Origin of the sequence: Mucilaginibacter tolerans (assembly GCF_030519375.1) — a bacterium.
Taxonomy (GTDB): Bacteria; Bacteroidota; Bacteroidia; order Sphingobacteriales; family Sphingobacteriaceae; genus Mucilaginibacter.
On sequence record NZ_JAUMKB010000001.1, the window covers coordinates 423,760 to 441,745 of the forward strand.

Consider the following 17,986-nt stretch of genomic DNA (forward strand, 5'->3'; position numbering starts at 1 on the left):
GTACACAAATATCAAAAGGCATTGGATTGGCGAATGTCATATTACAATAAGAAACAGGAATATAAGCTACGCGATCACCCTTTTATCTTTTTTGCAGGAATTTCTTTCCTTCGCTTCTCTTATTATTTTTTGGTACAGGTTCAGTACCTCTTTCAATCGCTCTTTTATTTTGCCGGATACTGCAATGTTGAGCGCATATCTATGTTCAGGCAGGTATAGCTCGATATTGGTATTAGCAATCTTGTAATCCACATCAAACATACGGCTGTAATAATCGATACCGCATTGCATAATGGCTCGTGCCAGTCGATCTGCGACATCTCCATATTCCGCGTTGCCCTCACCTAAAAAGGTCCTTAGATACAGGATATCCTCGCGGGTACTTTTCACTAATCTTTTCCCCGCATCGGCTGCTTCTGCAGCATTCGTCTTTTTCGTGGCTTTTGCGGCATCAATTTCCCTGTCAATTTTTTGGATACGGCCAGAGAAAAAGATACTGCTAAATAGCTGCCTGATTTCAGCCGGGAAATCAGAGAAAAGATTCAAAAGATCGCTTGTAGATATGCCTCGTTGCTTATCCACGTATTTCTTCACCGAGTCTACAACCTCAGTCAGATAAAACTGAATAGTCTTTTCGGGATGATAAAAATACTGCTCGCCGCCTACTGATTTTGCGTAGCTTTCCTTTTGTTTTGAAGTATAGAAGAGTTTAGCCAGTTCAATCCCTTTTTTAAATTCATCCGCATGAAACCCTCCGTTTTTGGTTGCCAGACCTAGATTAAGCATCGAGAGATTTTTGATGCAGCTATAATTCTCTTTGGTAATTTTAAACTTTGCCTCGTCCTCAACAAAATTACAGAACCTAAATTTGCTGAATGACACTTTTTGATTACCCCAAACCTTGAAACCAAACCCTTTTCCAAAAAAAGGTTCACTCTTAACCGATCCGACATAATTATCGTTGATATATAGACCGACTTGGTCATCCGTCTTCTTCAAGAGTAAATGATTGGATGAACGTTGATTTATGGCGAAAGCTGTTTTCCACGGGATGATCTCTTTATAATCGCCTTTAGTGTGCTGCACCAGGCTAAAGTGCCCATTGCCGGTAATCACGAAGCTATAATAGCTATTTTGCTCCCTGCCGAAAACGATACCATAACTATATTTATCCACTCCCTCAAACCATTTTGTATCTACCTCTATTGTCCAGTTATCTTCGTAATTTAAATCGGCAAATACACATGGAATGGATGAGCCTGTTTTTTTTTCTCTCGAGATGATATATTCATCAGCATTTTTTGTCAGCGAATGAAATTCATCTTTTTCTTCCAGCCAATCAGACGATTGACTGATCAGGTCGCCAATCAATACAGCCTGGATGAGTTTCTTTTTATCTTTTGGAAGAAGGGCTTTTTCCCAAATACTCAATGCTTTTTCAGCATCGCCCTCTCTTATAAACTCTAAAGCGAGTTCATCAGCCAAATTGCTGTTCCAAAACCAGAAGGGGGAATAAAGGGGTTTGGCTATTGGAGTATCTGCAATGGGGGTTTTTATTTCTTCAGCTAAGAAATCATTTTTTTCTGCGGGTAAAGCAATTTGAAGATCATTATCAAAAGCTCGCATTTCAGTCCCACCCGGTTGAAGCCCAGTCTGCTTTGAGGCGCTATGTTCAACGATTGTTTTGGGCGAACTACTCCAGCGCAGAAAACTACCACCCAAAAGCCTGTTAAAATAGTGTGTATAAGCCGTCATAATCCCTAATTATCCTTGTCCGAAATAAGCCTGAAACTCAGTGTATGAGTTCCGCAAAAAGTTTAATATATTCCTGTGAGTCTGCTCAAAAATCCCGGTCACTTAAATCTTGAAAAGGACGTTACGGATGGTTTAAATATACGGCTGGATAATGCAGTTCAGTACACTAAAGCATGAAAAGTTTACCACATTTTTCAAAAAAAAATGTGGATATTAAAAATAAAAAAAATGGCAAAAAAAGTTATGGATTTCTAAACGAATAAATTGCGTAAAGCAAGGTTTTCGCGTTCTTTTGACCTGATAAAAAAGGACACTGCCCAGTTAAATAACAGGCAAACCGTCAGAATAAGGCCAAGCAATATAGAATTACCGTAAGAACTGAATACCAAAGCCAGAACTACACAAAGCAAATTCAGTGCAATTAATATCATTGCTGTTTGCAGATGTGTAAAACCAAGCTTTAACATACGATGATGAATATGTTTACGGTCAGCTTTAAACGGCGATACGCCGCTGTAAACGCGAAGTATAAATACTCTTAATGTATCAAATATTGGTCCTATTAAAATAGCTACCGACAGGGCTGGAGCCGAATAAACATCGGGCGATTTCACTGTAGTAAATTTATTTAATTCGATAAATTTAATGGCCATTACTGCTGAGATCAGGCCGATAAGTAATGAACCGGTATCGCCCATAAATATTTTTGCCGGGGTGATATTAAACCTCAGGAATCCTATTAAAGCACCCGTCATAGCCAGTGATACTGCACCAAGCTCATATTGATGCATGTATATAAACAGTCCGGCAAAACACGCATTTGCCACAACACCTGTGGCACCGGCCAAACTATCAATTCCATCTATCAGATTAAAGGCATTTACAATCAAAATAATCGTGAGCACAGTCAGGGCGACGCTTGGCCAATAGGGCAGATCGCCGATGCCAAAAACGCCGTACATACTGGTAAGGCGTATATTACCCATAACCACCAGAATTAATGATGCTAAAAACTGGATGAAAAATTTAGTACGTGAGTTAACCCCGGACAGATCGTCCTTTAAACCCATTGCAAACAGAATAATACATGCTGTAAGCAGGTAGTTTATAGGCAACGACTTATCTGTCATACTAAACAGCAGCGAGGTAATGGTAAAACTTACGAAAATAGCTACTCCACCTAACCTCGGAATTCCGTGATCATGTTGTTTTCTGAAATGGCCCAGATCATCATACAAATGCCGTGCGCGTGCCACATGAAGTATAGAGGGTATCGCAATAATTGTGACGATAATAGAAAAAACGACTATTGTAATATAATACACTAAGTGATATGAATGTAAATATTCCGTCATTGAGAATAAAAGTTATAGGTCGATCAGTTACATTTAAAACCGGTGTCCAAGTTAATAAAATTTCTGTTTGTCCTAAAAAAATTGTGCTATTTTACGTAAAGGTTTAAGTAATATCGTAACTATCGGCAAAAAAATACTATTATTTTTCATGGCTTTGAGATCAAAACGCATAGCTTGTACGCGGTTCCCTAAGCTTTTGTTACTTATACCACCAACTACCATCTTTATAAGCACCTTATTCAAATAATATGCATTAATATTATTCTGATGAATAAATCTTAACATCAACTCGTAATCGCCTGCACTTCCATAATCAAGTTTGTAACCGCCTAATTTTTCGAATAGACTTCTCTTGCAATAAAATGTAGGATGAGGGGGCATCCACCCCCAATTAAATATTCCTTTTCTATACTTTCCTGAACGCCATTTGCGGATAACCTTGTCGTTGGGATCAATGTAATCAAGGTCACCGTATATTATCGCAGTATCTTGTTCGGCAAATACCTTTGCTATGTTATACAGCACATCATTATCCGCAAAGAAATCATCTGCATTAATTGTGCCAATAACATCACCGGTAGCCAGTGCAATACCTTTATTCATTGCGTCGTAAATACCATTATCAGGTTCTGATATAAAAGCGTCGACATTTGTGCTGTATTTATCAATTATTTTAATCGTATCATCTGTCGAGCCGCCATCAACTATAATGTATTGGATGTTTTTTAAACTTTGCTGCAACACGGAATTTATGCAACGTTCTATGGTGTTTTGGGCATTATATGCCACAGTTATAATTGAAATTTTCGGACCCTGCATTTCTGGAAAAATACACTTTTAAAATAACCAAATTATGGCACTTTCGGAATTGCTGCACAAGATAAATAAATATGCAGCTTAAGTGTATATGCTGAGCGCCAAGTATATAATTTATAAAGCTAAATAACTAAGTTTTGCCTTATAACGGGTATTGGTCCGCCGGAAGGACCGCCCTGCTTCACTTCCTTTTTTCTTCTCAACTCTTTCTCCTCTTCTCCATTTATCATTTCTGTCAAACCTGGGCCGTCGGGGTGCCCTTTTGCCTCCGTTACAGGACTCCTGCTCGCTTTTTTAATTGGTTTATCTTTGGTTTTCATATTAATTTACCAATCTATCCGATATTTGGTTTAAGTCTTTAGATCGACGCTAATGGAAGCATTCTTTGCTGTACTTTCCCGGTTTATCCATCTTTCAGGTGAAAGCAAAGCGGCTTTTGCAACTGCTGTAAAGAAAATGGAGCTTCCCAAAGGGCATGTACTGGTAAAGGAAGATACCGTTTGTAACTATCTTTATTTTGTAGAAAGTGGTTTGACCCGCACGTATTATTTTAAAGATGGCAAAGACATTACCGACTGGATAAGCGCCGAAAACTCCTTTGCATGCTCTATAGTAAGTTTCATCACCCGTAAGCCCGACCGACGAATAATTGAATTATTAGAGTCCTCTGTTTTATATGCAATCAGTTACGATAAACTGGAAGAGTTATACGCCCGCTTTCATGAAATTGAAAAGTTAGGCAGACTGCTGGTAAGCTCAGGCATGGTGCAAATGCAGCAGAAGTTTGACGACCAGCATTTTGAAACCGCCCCACAGCGCTATCAAACTCTGATGAAAACCAACCCTTCGTTTATATTAAGAGTGCCTTTAGGAATGATTGCCTCCTATCTTGGCATTACCCAGGAAACTTTAAGCCGTATCCGTTCGCAAGTTTGATTTTTTGATTAATGTCAAAAGGTTCCACAGCAATACTGCTGAACTTTGATTAAAAATCAAATCGACATGAACACTCTATTTTGGATATTACAGGCATTGGTTGCAGCAGCCTTCCTGTATTCAGGCATCAGTAAGTCAATTTATTCGGAGCAAAAACTGGTAGCTATAGGGCAAACCGGCGTTGAAGGTCTGCCTATGGCATTAACCCGCTTTATCGGTATCATTGAAATATTAGGGTCAATCGGCCTTATTCTACCGCTAGCATTAAATATTTCTCCAAAACTTACCCCGGTATCAGCTATTGGTTTTGCAATAATCATGGCACTAGCAGCACGGGTCCACTATAACCGACATGAACCCAAAAATGTGGTTAATAATTGTATTCTACTGCTGTTATGTGTGCTAATTGCTTGGTATAGATTTTAATTTATTCAACAAAAAAACCGGCTATAAACCGGGTTATGCTACTTATTGATCTCTTTCCAAAGCAGATCCTTCAATTCATCCAATCCCTTCTGAGCCACGGACGATATAAACACAGCCGGGATACCCTTTGGCAGCTCCTTTTTCATTTCGGCCTGTAATTCAGCATCCAGCATATCTGATTTGGTAACCGCCAGCACGCGTGGCTTGTGTACCAATTCCGGGTTATATTCTTTTAGTTCTTTCAGCAGGATATCGTACTCTTCTTTAATAGCACGGCTTGTATCAGCAGGAATCATAAACAACAATACCGAGTTACGCTCGATATGGCGTAAAAAGCGAAAGCCTAATCCTTTGCCTTGTGACGCCCCTTCAATAATCCCCGGGATATCGGCCATCACAAAAGATTTATTGTTGCGATACGCCACAATGCCCAGATTCGGCACAAGGGTGGTAAAAGCATAATCAGCTATCTCGGGCTTCGCCGCTGAAACGACAGATAACAAGGTCGATTTACCCGCATTCGGGAATCCCACTAAACCAACATCTGCCAGCAGCTTTAATTCCAGTATATTCCAGTCTTCGCGACCTGGCTCTCCGGGCTGTGCAAATCGCGGGGTTTGCTGCGTTGCAGATTTAAAATGCCAGTTACCCAAGCCACCTCGACCACCGGGTGTTAATATTTTGGTTTCACCATCTTGAGTGATTTCGAATATGGTTTCTCCGGTCTCAGCATTTTTGGCGATGGTGCCAAGGGGCACTTCTAAAATCTCGTCGCGTCCTGTTTTACCTGAGCGTAACGCGCTGCCGCCCGAATCGCCATCCCCCGCGATAACATGTTTGCGAAATTTAAGATGAAGCAATGTCCACAACTGGGCATTACCTTTTACAATCACATTACCGCCACGACCGCCATCTCCACCGTCTGGACCGCCTTTTGAGGTTAAAATATCACGATGTAAATGTGCAGAACCCGCCCCGCCATGCCCTGACCGGCAACATATCTTCACATAATCAACAAAATTTGAACCTTGAGCCACTCGATTTACGATTTTAGATTTACGATTTGGGATTTATTTTTTATCCGAAATGAATTTTTATTAAACAAAAATATCCGGGGGTAGTTTCCCGGATACAGCGCTTTAAAGATTTATTATCTTAATATTTTTCAGTCACCTCGCTGATAGCGGCAAATATCTCGTCGATAGAGCCGATACCATTGATGCTATTGAATTTATCCTGACCTCTGTAAAAATCAGCAACAGGGGCAGTTTTATCATTATATTCTTTGATACGCTTGCGGATGATTTCCGGGTTAGCATCATCTGATCTGCCTGAATCCTTACCACGCAACAACAAACGATGCTCCAGTTCATTATCATTTACTTCAAGAGCGACCATTGCTGTAATAGAAGAGCCTTTGCTTTCCAGTAATTCATCCAGCGCTGCAGCTTGAGCAACTGTACGTGGAAAACCATCAAAAATGAAGCCTTTGGCATCCTTATTAGCATCCAGTTTATGGCTGATCATACCGATAACTACCGCATCCGGAACCAATTTGCCCTCGTCCATCAGCTTTTTAGCTTCCAAACCCAATTCAGTTCCTTCAGCTATTTCGCCACGTAATAAATCGCCCGTTGAAAGGTGAATTAAACCGTATTTGTCGATAAGATTTTTTGATTGCGTACCCTTACCGGCCCCTGGAGGACCAAACAGAACTAAATTCAGCATATATAGTTGTTGGTTGAAATTTAAAAGGCCTTCCGGTGCAGTACAGAAAGGCCTAAAATTTTTTTGTGCACTTGAAGGGAGTCGAACCCCTAACCTTCTGATCCGTAGTCAGATGCTCTATCCAATTGAGCTACAAGTGCAACATTTTATATATTCCCGTCAAAAAGTGCGTCTTAGTTAAACAGGCGCTTTTTCAAACGGACTGCAAAAATAGGATTTCTTTTTAAACAGTAATAATTTTTTTGAAATTACTTTACAGCCTCGGCAATTGCATTAAAATCGGGCATGTCGCCGGCTACATCCAACACCTCGGCATAGATCACTTTCTGGTCTTGATCAATCACAAACGCAGCACGTTTTGATACGCCTTTTAGTCCTAACACAAATTCTTCGTACCATGCACCATACGCAGGTGATACTGTTTTATTGAAGTCTGACAGTAACGGAAACTGGTAATTATTTTCTGCCTTGAATTTTGCCAATGTAAAAGGTGAGTCGACTGATATACCCAGCACCTGTGCATTCAGACCATCGTAATAACCAAAATTATCACGCATAGTACATAACTGAGCTGTGCAAACACTGGTAAATGCCATCGGAAAAAAGTGAAGCACTATCTTTTTGCCTTTAAAATCAGATAACGATATTTCCTTTTTATCGGATGATACTAATGTAAATTGAGGTGCAAGCTGACCTGGTTGAATTGCCATAAAAGATTTTTTTCGGCAAATAACCAATAAATAAACAAACTACATTGCCCTATTAATTTTTTTACATTGAGGTGTAAGACTCCGTTGATTTAAACAGAAACTTTTACCGGGAATTCTGTCTGCTGCAGCATTTCTACCAACAACTCGATCTTTACCGGCTTAGGAATATAATTATTCATCCCTGCCTTCAGGCATTCTTCCTTATCCTCAACCATCGCATTGGCTGTCATCGCTATAATTACCGGTTGCCGCTGATAGTTATCCCTGATATAACGGGTACATTCCAGGCCATCCATTTCAGGCATTTGTACATCCATTAATATCAGCTCATAAAACTGCTCGTCGAGCATTTGGATAGCTTCACGTCCATTATTAGCTACTAAAGCATTATAGCCTAGTTTTTCCAAAACCTTCAGGATCATCTTTTGATTAATGGCATTATCCTCGGCGACAAGAATATTCAAGGGTTTTGATAATGCAAAGTCTTTGTTAAGTTTCTGATGAGATTCCTGATGTTCCTGCCCTTTTTCGCTTTCATGATGAAATTGGTTAAGGATCACTTTTTCCAGATGTGATGGCTTAACTGGTTTATTGAGTACTGCAACAAACAAACCAGGATGTTTTTTTTGACTTTCATCACCAATAGAGCTTAATAAAATTACGGGCAAATGTGGTCTCCGGTGTTTGAGCAAGGTAGTAAACTCAACTCCATCCATACCCGGCATTTGCATATCGGTAATTACCAGATCAATACCTTCATTAGTTTCCAGCAGGTACAATGCTTCAGGGCCTTCCGTTGCTGAAACTACCTCCATTTGACGCTGCTTTAACTGCAATTGCAGAATACGCAGATTGGTAAGATTATCATCAATGATGAGAACTTTTTTACCGGTCAATGCTTCTTTGCCCGATATGGTGCGGCTTTGTTGCTGATTTTCGGGCACAAGGCAAATGATAGAAAAACCGAAAGTAGCGCCTTTTCCCTGTCTGCTCTTAACTGCAATATGACCGCCCATCATCGCAACCAGGCGTTTACAAATGGCCAGTCCAAGTCCGGAGCCACCGTATTTGCGCGTGGTAGACGAATCAACCTGGCAAAAAGCTTCAAACAATTGCGGCAATTTTTCTTCAGGAATACCAATACCTGTATCTTTTACTTCGAAGCCAACCTCGATCCTGCCATCGTCCAAGTCCCCTATTTTATTTACAATGACCAATATTTCGCCGCGGTGTGTAAATTTAATGGCATTACCCAGTAAATTGATCAGCACCTGACGCAGACGCATGCTATCACCATTAAGCTGGTAGGGCAGATCTGGCTCTATATAATAGATCAGGTCAATACCCGACTCGGCTGCTTTTCCTGAAAACAGATCCATAACCTCTTCAACACATCTGCGCAAATCAAAGTCATGCGCATCGAGCTCCATTTTCCCCGATTCGATCTTTGAAAAATCAAGTATATCATTAATCACATTCAGCAGCGCCTCGCCACTGTGCAATATTGTTTGCGAGTATTCTCGCTGCTCGGAACTAAGTTCTGTTTCATTTAAAAGGGTAGCCATACCCAAAACGCCATTCATTGGTGTGCGTATCTCGTGGCTCATTGTCGCCAGAAAAACACTTTTTGCCTGGTTTGCCTTTTCAGCCTCTTCCCTGGCTTTGCGTTCATTTTCGGTCATCGCTTTCAAAAGCTCCGTACGCTCCAATACCTGCTTTTCAAGTTCCAGCTTTTGCAGTGCCATCGTCCGCACCCGGTATTTAATAATCCCATAAATAGCCGCGGCGATACACCCTGCAGCCAGTATTTTGAACCACCATGTGAGCCAGAACGGAGGGACTATTGTAATCTTCAAGGTATCTGTTACAGGCGACCAGGAGCGACCATTATTACGACATTTTACCTTAAATATGTATTGCCCTGGGGGAAGATTGGTATAAGATGCAGTATTCCGGCTGCCAACGTTTATCCATTCGGTATCAAAGCCTTCCAGCTTGTATTCATATTCTTTTTTATCTGCGGACCCAAAATCCAGCGAGGCAAATTCAAAGGATAGCATCGATTGTTTATAGGATAAAGTGATCGACCTGGTATCGGTAATACCTTGTTTAAGCGGAGATGTGTCTTTACTGTTTTTGGCTATTGTTAGCGGTTTATTGTAAATCTGCATTCCGGTTAGAACAACCGGGGACAATGCAGCAGGTTTCAATATCTGTTCGGGATAAAAACTATTAAAACCATTAATGCCTCCGAAATATAACTTCCCGTTACCAGCTTTTAATGCAGAGTGAGCTTTAAACTCATCACCCTGCAAGCCATCTTCGGTAGTAAAATTTTGAAATTTGCCGGTTTCCGCATCCAATTCCGATAATCCATTGTTTGTGCTGATCCAAAATTTACCCCTGTCGTCTTTCCTTATCGCATAGATAACATCGCTAGGTAAACCCTCTTTTTTAGTAAATACGGTAAAGCGTTTTGTCTCCGGATCGAACAAGTCGAGGCCCGAAAGGGTACAAAGCCATAGGCGCCCTTTATTATCTTCAAGTATATCCGTAATCCCGTTATTGCTTATACTATTCTTTTTTTCATCATGCTGAAAAACTGTAAAGGTACCATTGCTCCGGTCCATAAGGTTAAGGCCGGCATCTGATGTACCTATCCACAAACGGCCCTTGCTGTCTTCGAACAAAGAATAGATATAATTACTGCTAATGCTTTTGGGATTATTTACATCGAGGTTATAATATTTTATAGTGTTTGTTTTCTTATCGTAGCAATTCAACCCTCCGCCGAAAATACTTAACCATACTTTATTATCACGACTTTGCAACAGGTTATATACATTGTTTCCGCTTAATTTATGTCCACCGATAGCATCCTTGTCGAAGTAATCGCATTTTCCTGTCACCGGGTCCATTACTGTCATACCGTTGCCCCAAGTACCTATCCATAATTTGCCCTCCTTATCCTGGGTGATCGCCAATACATAATTGCCAGAAAGCCCTTTTTTGCCCCCTCGTTCCTGTTTATAATGGATAAATGTGCCATTTTGAGAATCAAACTTATTGATGCCGCCACCATCTGTTCCTACCCAAATATTTTTATCCCGGTCTTCAAATAAGGAAAGAACAAAATCATTCGATAAGCTATTCGGCATAGAATTATGCCGGTATAAAGTGAAGCTTGAACTTGATTTTTTAAAGAGATTGACACCTCCGCTAAATGCCCCCAGCCACATGTTTCCCAAGCGGTCACGGCAAATGCCATAAATAGAATTCCCGTTAATGCTGTTGCCATCTATTTCATCATGTTTATATGGATAAAACTTTTTATTGCTTATATCCAATAAGGTAAGGCCACCATTTTCTGTACCGATCCACAAATTGCCTGCTTCGTCTTTTTCCAGGCTATAGATTGTATTGGCAGATAGGGAGTTTATATTATTTTCATTGTGTACATACCGGATAGAAGCCCCGTTTTGCTCGTTGAACAAATACAAACCGTCTTCCTGCGTACCAACCCATAACTCATGTTCATTGTTTTCTGTTATACTGATTACATTTTCTCCTGACAAAGAGTGTGTCTTTTGATCAGAAAAAAGGTAATTAGTAAAAGAATTTGTTCCCGGGTTATAAAGATTTAAGCCATGGCTTGATGTTCCGGCCCATATATGACCGTGAGAGTCTTTGTAAACGGTTCTTATATTATCGTCACTTATACTTCCGGTAATTGCATCTGAATGTATATGATGAATAAATTTATTCTTTTTCAAATCAAAGTAATCCAGGCCATTAACTTGTGTAGCGATCCACAAAGAGCCATTATCGTCAAATGCCAGCCGGTTGATAATATTGCATGCCAGGCTGTTGCTGTTGTGAGCATCGTGCGAGTAGCGGGTAAAAACACCTGTTTTACGACAATATCGGTTTAAGCCATTTTGTGTAGCTATCCAAATATTTCCTTCGGGATCTTCAGCAAGGTCTGTGATCATGTTATTGCTGATGCTGTTCCCGTTTTTAGAGTCGTAACGATAAGTGGTAAACTTATACCCATCGTACATATTCAGCCCGTTACGGCTGCCAACCCACATAAAACCACGGCTATCCTGTATAATGCAGTTGACATTGATTTGCGACAAACCTTCATGAGTGCCGAGATGTTCAAAATTGAGGTTCGGTCGCTGGGCAAAGGATAAAAATGGACAAAAGATTAAAGTGATGAAAAAAATCATCACTGCGCTGGGGGCAAAGGGTCTCCTAATCATTCAACAACAAAAATCAGATCAAATTTCAATTACAAATTAGCCCAGGGAAATAGTGGCTATTTATTAAAATTTGTACGAATCGCCGATCGGAAATGTTTTGATTATTTTAACCAAAAAATAAACTATTTAACTGATAGGCATTATCTTAAAACTAATGTAAACCGTCCCCTGCCATAAGTATTCGTGTCAGCTTTTATTACCTGGAACGCATAATTGCCTACCCGCATATCCAGCGAATCCTTCATATACTTATCCTTCAGCCAAAACCTTATGTTTTGCGAAATCTGATCGATATAATTCAACTTTAAAATATAGATACCATCATATCTGGTATTTATTTTTAACCTGATCGGATTCTGCTGTAAATAAGGCAATTTCTGAATGACGCAATTAACACCATCACTTGTAAGGCTTGAGATACTTGCAATGCCAAAACCGGGAAAATATACCGCATCCTGGGAATTTATATACATGGTGCTGGCGCTGTGATTAAAAATTAACAGGGTCTCATCAGCATGTAAAGAATCCTTTTGGATCATGATCTTAAATGAACCGCCATCCGGGATTGTATCTCGTTGATTTGCAACGGGTTTAATCAAAACAGGCTTAATTTGCGCCACAGGCGGATTATCTACTCCTTTGATGCATGCAGCAAACAGGATGATAAGAACGATTGTTGATAAAGCTGGTTTCATATAATCTACATATTTAACTGATAATCAGCTCAAAAAACCATACCAAATCACAATACCCATTCGATTTATGTAATGAATAGCCAAAACCAATACCTTAGTCTCATGAAAGCAATTGTAATTACTGCAGCAGGAGGCCCGGAAGTTTTGCAAATGGAAGACCGCTCTCAACCTGTTATAACTGCAACTGAAGTGCTGGTAAAAGTAGCGGCCGCAGGTATTAACCGGCCCGATGTATACCAGCGCAAGGGCAACTACCCACCACCAAAAGGAGCACCCCGCGATATACCCGGGCTGGAGATAGCCGGAACTATTGCCGCTGTGGGTAACCGGGTAACGCGCTGGAAAATTGGCGACAAAGTTTGTGCACTGATTTCAGGCGGTGGTTATGCGGAATATTGCAATGTACCTGAAGGACAATGCCTTTCTGCACCCGGCAACATGACTTTTGTTGAAGCGGCATCACTCCCCGAAACATTCTTTACGGTTTGGAGCAACGTGTTCGACCGCGGCAAGCTGCAACCCGGCGAAAGCCTGCTGGTGCATGGTGGTTCAAGCGGCATTGGTGTAACGGCTATTCAAATGGCAACTGCGCTAGGAAACAAAGTTTATGTTACGGCCGGATCTGACGAGAAGTGTAAGATTTGTCAAGAGCTTGGTGCAACGAAAGCCATCAATTATAAAACAGAAGATTTTTCAGAATCGATACATAAACTCACGGATGGTAAAGGCGTGAATATGATACTGGATATGATAGGCGGGGATTATACTCCCGGAAATATTGCGTGTCTCTCCGAAGAGGGCAGGTTAATTTTGATCAATGCTATGAGGGGTAAAGATGTACAGATAGACCTGGCCCAGGTAATGCGCAAAAGACTGATCATTACCGGCTCAATGCTCAGATCAAGAGAAATTGAATTTAAAAGCGCTATAGCCCGCAACCTTGAACAACATATCTGGCCGTTACTGGCATCGGGCAAAATAAAGCCGGTTATCTATGCTGTTTTCCCTGCTAAAGATGCTGCCAAAGCTCACACATTGATGGAAAGCGGCGGACATGTCGGGAAGATAATCTTAAGTTTTGAATAGAACTATTACTGTTTGCGCGGCCAGTATGCCCAACCAATGGCAAAGAGGCATGCGAGAAGTAAAACGCTAAATTCAACGCCATTTCTTCCTTCACCGACTACAAACCAGCCATATTTAGCATGTATAATGCATATACCGCTGATTAGTATAATGGCATGGCATATACATGCGGGGATAATTAGGCGATTAAAGAACAAAGCCAAATCACTTGCAAACTGACCGATAACCAATGCCCATGCCCACAATGCGCCAGCTGGGAAACCCCAATGGCTAAACGCCTCACCAAAATCATTAACATCTGCGGGGTGCAATAAGCCGCGCACCGAATGCACACCAATAATCAATGCGGTTGCTATCCTAACTATATTCATCCCATCGTTAGGTTTTGAGACCGGGGTACTTTTAAGCAGATCAATTTTCATAACTCATTTGTGATCATTATTATGATCGATAGCTACAAATGTATCAGCGTGCTTTAAAAAGTATTGTGCAGAAATGCTCAATTTTCTTCAGGAAATACGCCTATGGTTGTGAGGCTGTACACCATACTCTGACTTGAATGCCCTGCAGAAAGCACTCATATTTTCAAAACCGCATTTCCAAGTGATTTCATGAATCGGTGTGTTCGTTTGTTTCAGTAACCCGGCAGCATATTCCAGTCGAATTCGGGTAAGGCATTGATGAGGTGTAGTATTAAATACGGCCTTAAATTGCCTCACCAATTGAGGGACTGACAAGCATGCTTCATTGCTGATAGCCTGCAGATCCGGCTTATCAGCGAAACAGGAATACATAAAATCTTTAGCAACACATAACCGTTTGTATATCTCTGCCCGCGTGGATGCTTTAACGGCATTAACAGCATATGCACGCTTTGTTTCTGATTTGTAAGTGCCTATAAGATATTGCAATACACCAACCAGGTGTTCGTCCACCAGGTTGCTATCATATCCTTCGTTCTCAAGAGAAAAAATCAAATCTGATAATTGCTTTAATAATCCCGGTTCGGTACAGTTAAGAGTCTGGAAAAATTCAGGCACCTGTCCCTCATTATAAAAAGGGCGATCCAAAGATTGCTCCTCGGTATATAGTTTATCGGAGAAAACAGCAGAAGCAAATCCGTTTTTGAAAAAAATTGAAAAGCTTTGAACTTTACCGACTGTATCAATACTGCTGGAATAGGTCTGCGCGTCATTCAGGATCAGGAATTGCCCCGGACGCACCGCAATACGGCGATTATTGATGCCATACCACTCCTCTCCCGTCAAAACAGTTTTAAAAGAGAGACAACCTACATGACTCTCACAATTACTACTGCTGACCAACGCATTAAAGACGATGTTATGCTTTTTAAAACTGCTAAAATGAAGCTGTTCGTCAAATCCTGGCTTATTGTGATCGGGCAGACTGGTGAAATACATCCGTTAGTGCTTATGGGTAAGCAAGATAGCTATTTTCCCGAGTTTGCAGGGAGCAGTTTGCAGATAAAGGGGAAATGCAAACTGCCCACTGCTAACTGGACTACGGGAACTTTACCCCGCTATATTCCGACACATCGGTCAAAGGAATAGATGAGCCATATTTGGCATTTATGGCTTTTATAAACTCATTAGCTACAATTGCATATCCACGTGGCGTAAGGTGCACGCCATCTAAAGAGAAGATGCCCCCGCTGATGTAATTAGAGTTAAGGCTAATGCCGCTCTCCAGCAAACCATGTTCCTTTACATTATTCAAAAAAGTATAGGCATCAAATACAGCCAAACCTTTTGATGCGGCGATAGACTTGATAGCGGCATTATAAGATTGTACATAATCCTGCGCCAAAGCAACCTCGTTTGCATCCAGCACAAACTGGTTATCAATAGGTGTATATGGCGTTAACCCATAGGGTAAATTTCCATAAGGGGTACTTATCGGCAGACCGATCTTATTTGTCGGAAAAGTGAGTACGATCAGGTCTTTCGCGGTGGCCGGTCGTGGTGCATAAGTTGTTCCGCTCACCAAAGCATTAATGTATAAAGCCTGCACCTGTGGATTTGCTTTTTTTACAGCTCCCAAAACCGCACCAACGGTTATCGTATTAAAATAGGGGATCGAGGTTACATCAGGGATAGTACCGACAACACCCTTTGCGCCTGTAGCAGTTAATCTGCCGATAACCAGATTATATAAACCGGCAAATGTGGCTTTGTCCGTCAACACATCACCTGCACCGCCAGAGGTAGCATAGCCTAAAGCATCATTATTGCCCAGCCAGTTTGAGAAAAAGGTAAATTGTTTTGCTGTAACAAAATCAAGATAAGTAGTGGTGTTAGTGCCTTCTGCACCCGGCAGCAGCCGCTCATAAAAGCCGTTCAGGTTGCCATATGGGGCATAACTAACATGCAACAATTTTATTCCGGGTACACCATAGTTCTCAATATCACCAGTATATTTGGCGTAAAGGGTTACATTACCAAATCCCGGGATGGCCTGTATACCGCGTATTGCCAGGTTAGTAGTGACTGGTGTTGTAATTGGCGTACCATCAGCATTAAATCCTGTTAGTTGCAGATAACCTGAACCATTTGCCTGGCCGGCATCAAACAAAGGCTGATTAAAAACCCCGCCGCCTACCGACTGCATTTGTTTGGCCATAATGCTTGGATAGGATACCATTTGTCCGGCGCGGTACAGGCCACCATCGGCAAAACCTGCGGTTAAAGAGTTGCCTACGGCAATATATCTTGTAAAATCGGCCGAACCTTTAGATGGCTTTGGCGTGTCTATGCTGGGTTTGCAGGCGCTTAACCATACTAACCCCGCGATGATGTATAGGTAATGTTTAAAGTGTTTCATTTCAGTAATAATTTAGGGTTACCAGTGATAAGCTAATGAGATACCGGGGATATACACTTCAGATTTAAATGTACCCGATAGCTGCGTTTCAAAATTGGTCTGTGTACGCTGCAATAAATGCTCATACTCAAAAGACAGGTCGATATCAAGATGCTGAGCCAGTTTATAACCTATACCAGCTGTAAGATAAGCACGGTCTGCATCCGGTACCTCAGGTGTTACGTAACCATTTGGTGCTGCCGCTTCTGCGTAACCCCCGCCAAAACGCAAAGCCAGTTTATTGGTAGCCATATACTGGGCACCGCCACGAACGCCTACGGTATTATGGTAATTACGTGGCGAATGGGTATCTTGCAATAAACCTGTGTTCGTTTTATAATCGAAGGACAATGTTTTGAACGGATCCCATTCTACTATATTCACATCCAGTGCCAACAGCCATTTGCTGCATGGACGGTAGCCAAATCCAATAGAGTTGGTTGCCGGTAATGGAATGCTAGCGCTAAACTGGTTAGGCGAAGGGAAGCTTGTTGCCAATGATGCAGGTACGGCAAAAGTGGCTGTACCATCATTGATGGTCGTCTTTACTTGGGAGCGGTGAGTGATACCCACGGTAACGCCTGATTGTGTGGTGAAGTAAACACCTGCGTTCCATCCATAGCCTTTGCCACTACCGTTCAACTCCGCCTGACCTGATTGCCCGGTGCCGTTTTCGATAGGAATTGCCCTCGTCAGGTCAACCGTACCATGATTATACACCAATCCACCACCAATGCTCATCCAGTCGGTTATCTTAATACTGATGGTTGGCTGAAAGTAGAATGCCTTCAGGTCGAGCCTCTCAGCAGCAAATCGTCCGGGCCAGGTAGTTCCCCAGTCGGTCAACCCGCCAAACGGTGTGTAAACTGCCATACCCACTTTCCAGCGAGCACCTTTTGGCCCCCATGTACCATAAAAAGTAAAAGGCGGCGCCCATTTACTGGCGGTATGATATTGTTCTGACGTTCCGGCCGGATTAAATACCGAGTTAAAGCTGAGCGGGCTTATCCCTGCCTGCACATAGTTCTGCGACTCGGTAGCCACCGCACCCGGATTAAAAAATAAAGCGGCGCCGTCTTGCGCCAGACCTGTCCCGGTATGGCCCATACCAATTTGTTTTTGTCCTTCTAGGTTCACCTGGAAGCCCTGAGCAAAAGCCAATACCGGCGCCATGGCAAGCGCCAATAGTAAAAGTTTACGCATAAAATAATCTGATTAGGGGTTTATAAATTGTAACCGTTTATAATTGTTATGCAAACATAGTAATTTGATCGATATTTCAATGACGTTGTAGTGACAAAAGTTAAATATTAGTTAATCGGCAACTTGTTTTC

The 17,986-nt window shown here is 41.5% G+C and carries 16 protein-coding genes and 1 tRNA gene; 3 read left to right on the forward strand and 14 right to left on the reverse strand.

Annotated elements, in window-relative coordinates:
- Positions 1 to 66: 66 nt before the first annotated feature.
- The 4 genes from Q3A68_RS02095 to Q3A68_RS02110 form a co-directional block, all read right to left on the reverse strand.
- The gene (locus tag Q3A68_RS02095) at positions 67 to 1,755 is read right to left on the reverse strand and encodes a hypothetical protein (RefSeq protein ID WP_302899354.1); all 1,689 of its coding nucleotides are present in this window, start codon (positions 1,753 to 1,755) and stop codon (positions 67 to 69) included.
- 251 nt (positions 1,756 to 2,006) lie between these two features.
- A complete protein-coding gene (locus Q3A68_RS02100) occupies positions 2,007 to 3,110 on the reverse strand; it encodes an MraY family glycosyltransferase (RefSeq protein WP_302899355.1) in 1,104 nt (367 codons plus the stop codon).
- Positions 3,111 to 3,182: 72 nt separating this feature from the next.
- Positions 3,183 to 3,899 carry a glycosyltransferase family 2 protein gene (locus tag Q3A68_RS02105; RefSeq protein WP_302899356.1) on the reverse strand — a complete coding sequence of 239 codons (717 nt, stop codon included), beginning with the start codon at positions 3,897 to 3,899 and terminating at the stop codon, positions 3,183 to 3,185.
- Between the two features lie 149 nt (positions 3,900 to 4,048).
- The gene (locus Q3A68_RS02110; protein WP_302899357.1) at positions 4,049 to 4,246 is read right to left on the reverse strand and encodes a hypothetical protein; all 198 of its coding nucleotides are present in this window, start codon (positions 4,244 to 4,246) and stop codon (positions 4,049 to 4,051) included.
- 52 nt (positions 4,247 to 4,298) lie between these two features.
- On the opposite strand from Q3A68_RS02110, the gene Q3A68_RS02115 reads away from it, so the two are divergent.
- On the forward strand, positions 4,299 to 4,862 hold the full coding sequence (locus tag Q3A68_RS02115; RefSeq protein ID WP_302899358.1) for a Crp/Fnr family transcriptional regulator: 564 nt from the start codon (positions 4,299 to 4,301) through the stop codon (positions 4,860 to 4,862).
- 66 nt (positions 4,863 to 4,928) lie between these two features.
- Entirely contained in the window at positions 4,929 to 5,288 is a 360-nt protein-coding gene (locus Q3A68_RS02120; protein ID WP_302899359.1) for a DoxX family protein, read from the forward strand.
- A gap of 38 nt (positions 5,289 to 5,326) precedes the next feature.
- On the opposite strand, the gene obgE is transcribed toward Q3A68_RS02120, so the two are convergent.
- From obgE to Q3A68_RS02150, 6 genes are all read right to left on the reverse strand, one after another.
- Positions 5,327 to 6,325, reverse strand: coding sequence for a GTPase ObgE (gene obgE / locus Q3A68_RS02125; protein ID WP_302899360.1), 999 nt, complete (start codon positions 6,323 to 6,325; stop codon positions 5,327 to 5,329).
- Positions 6,326 to 6,443: 118 nt separating this feature from the next.
- Positions 6,444 to 7,016 (reverse strand): adenylate kinase, encoded by a 573-nt coding sequence (locus Q3A68_RS02130; protein WP_302899361.1) that lies wholly within the window; start codon positions 7,014 to 7,016, stop codon positions 6,444 to 6,446.
- Positions 7,017 to 7,082: 66 nt separating this feature from the next.
- A tRNA-Arg gene (locus Q3A68_RS02135) sits at positions 7,083 to 7,156 on the reverse strand.
- A gap of 108 nt (positions 7,157 to 7,264) precedes the next feature.
- A complete protein-coding gene (locus tag Q3A68_RS02140; RefSeq protein ID WP_302899362.1) occupies positions 7,265 to 7,726 on the reverse strand; it encodes a redoxin domain-containing protein in 462 nt (153 codons plus the stop codon).
- Between the two features lie 89 nt (positions 7,727 to 7,815).
- Entirely contained in the window at positions 7,816 to 11,958 is a 4,143-nt protein-coding gene (locus Q3A68_RS02145) for a hybrid sensor histidine kinase/response regulator (protein ID WP_302899464.1), read from the reverse strand.
- Between the two features lie 173 nt (positions 11,959 to 12,131).
- On the reverse strand, positions 12,132 to 12,686 hold the full coding sequence (locus Q3A68_RS02150) for a hypothetical protein (RefSeq protein ID WP_302899363.1): 555 nt from the start codon (positions 12,684 to 12,686) through the stop codon (positions 12,132 to 12,134).
- A 102-nt stretch (positions 12,687 to 12,788) separates the two neighbouring features.
- Here Q3A68_RS02150 and Q3A68_RS02155 point away from each other — a divergent pair, with 102 nt between their 5' ends.
- Positions 12,789 to 13,772: an NAD(P)H-quinone oxidoreductase gene (locus Q3A68_RS02155; protein ID WP_302899364.1), complete on the forward strand. Its 984-nt coding sequence runs from the start codon at positions 12,789 to 12,791 to the stop codon at positions 13,770 to 13,772.
- A 5-nt stretch (positions 13,773 to 13,777) separates the two neighbouring features.
- Here Q3A68_RS02155 and Q3A68_RS02160 read toward each other — a convergent pair whose 3' ends face one another.
- The 4 genes from Q3A68_RS02160 to Q3A68_RS02175 form a co-directional block, all read right to left on the reverse strand.
- On the reverse strand, positions 13,778 to 14,194 hold the full coding sequence (locus Q3A68_RS02160; RefSeq protein WP_302899365.1) for a DoxX family membrane protein: 417 nt from the start codon (positions 14,192 to 14,194) through the stop codon (positions 13,778 to 13,780).
- Positions 14,195 to 14,281: 87 nt separating this feature from the next.
- A complete protein-coding gene (locus Q3A68_RS02165; RefSeq protein ID WP_302899366.1) occupies positions 14,282 to 15,193 on the reverse strand; it encodes a helix-turn-helix transcriptional regulator in 912 nt (303 codons plus the stop codon).
- 100 nt (positions 15,194 to 15,293) lie between these two features.
- Positions 15,294 to 16,613, reverse strand: coding sequence for an SGNH/GDSL hydrolase family protein (locus tag Q3A68_RS02170; protein ID WP_302899367.1), 1,320 nt, complete (start codon positions 16,611 to 16,613; stop codon positions 15,294 to 15,296).
- An 18-nt stretch (positions 16,614 to 16,631) separates the two neighbouring features.
- Positions 16,632 to 17,855, reverse strand: a complete 1,224-nt coding sequence (locus tag Q3A68_RS02175) for an OmpP1/FadL family transporter (RefSeq protein ID WP_302899368.1) — start codon at positions 17,853 to 17,855, stop codon at positions 16,632 to 16,634.
- Between the last annotated feature and the right edge of the window lie 131 nt (positions 17,856 to 17,986).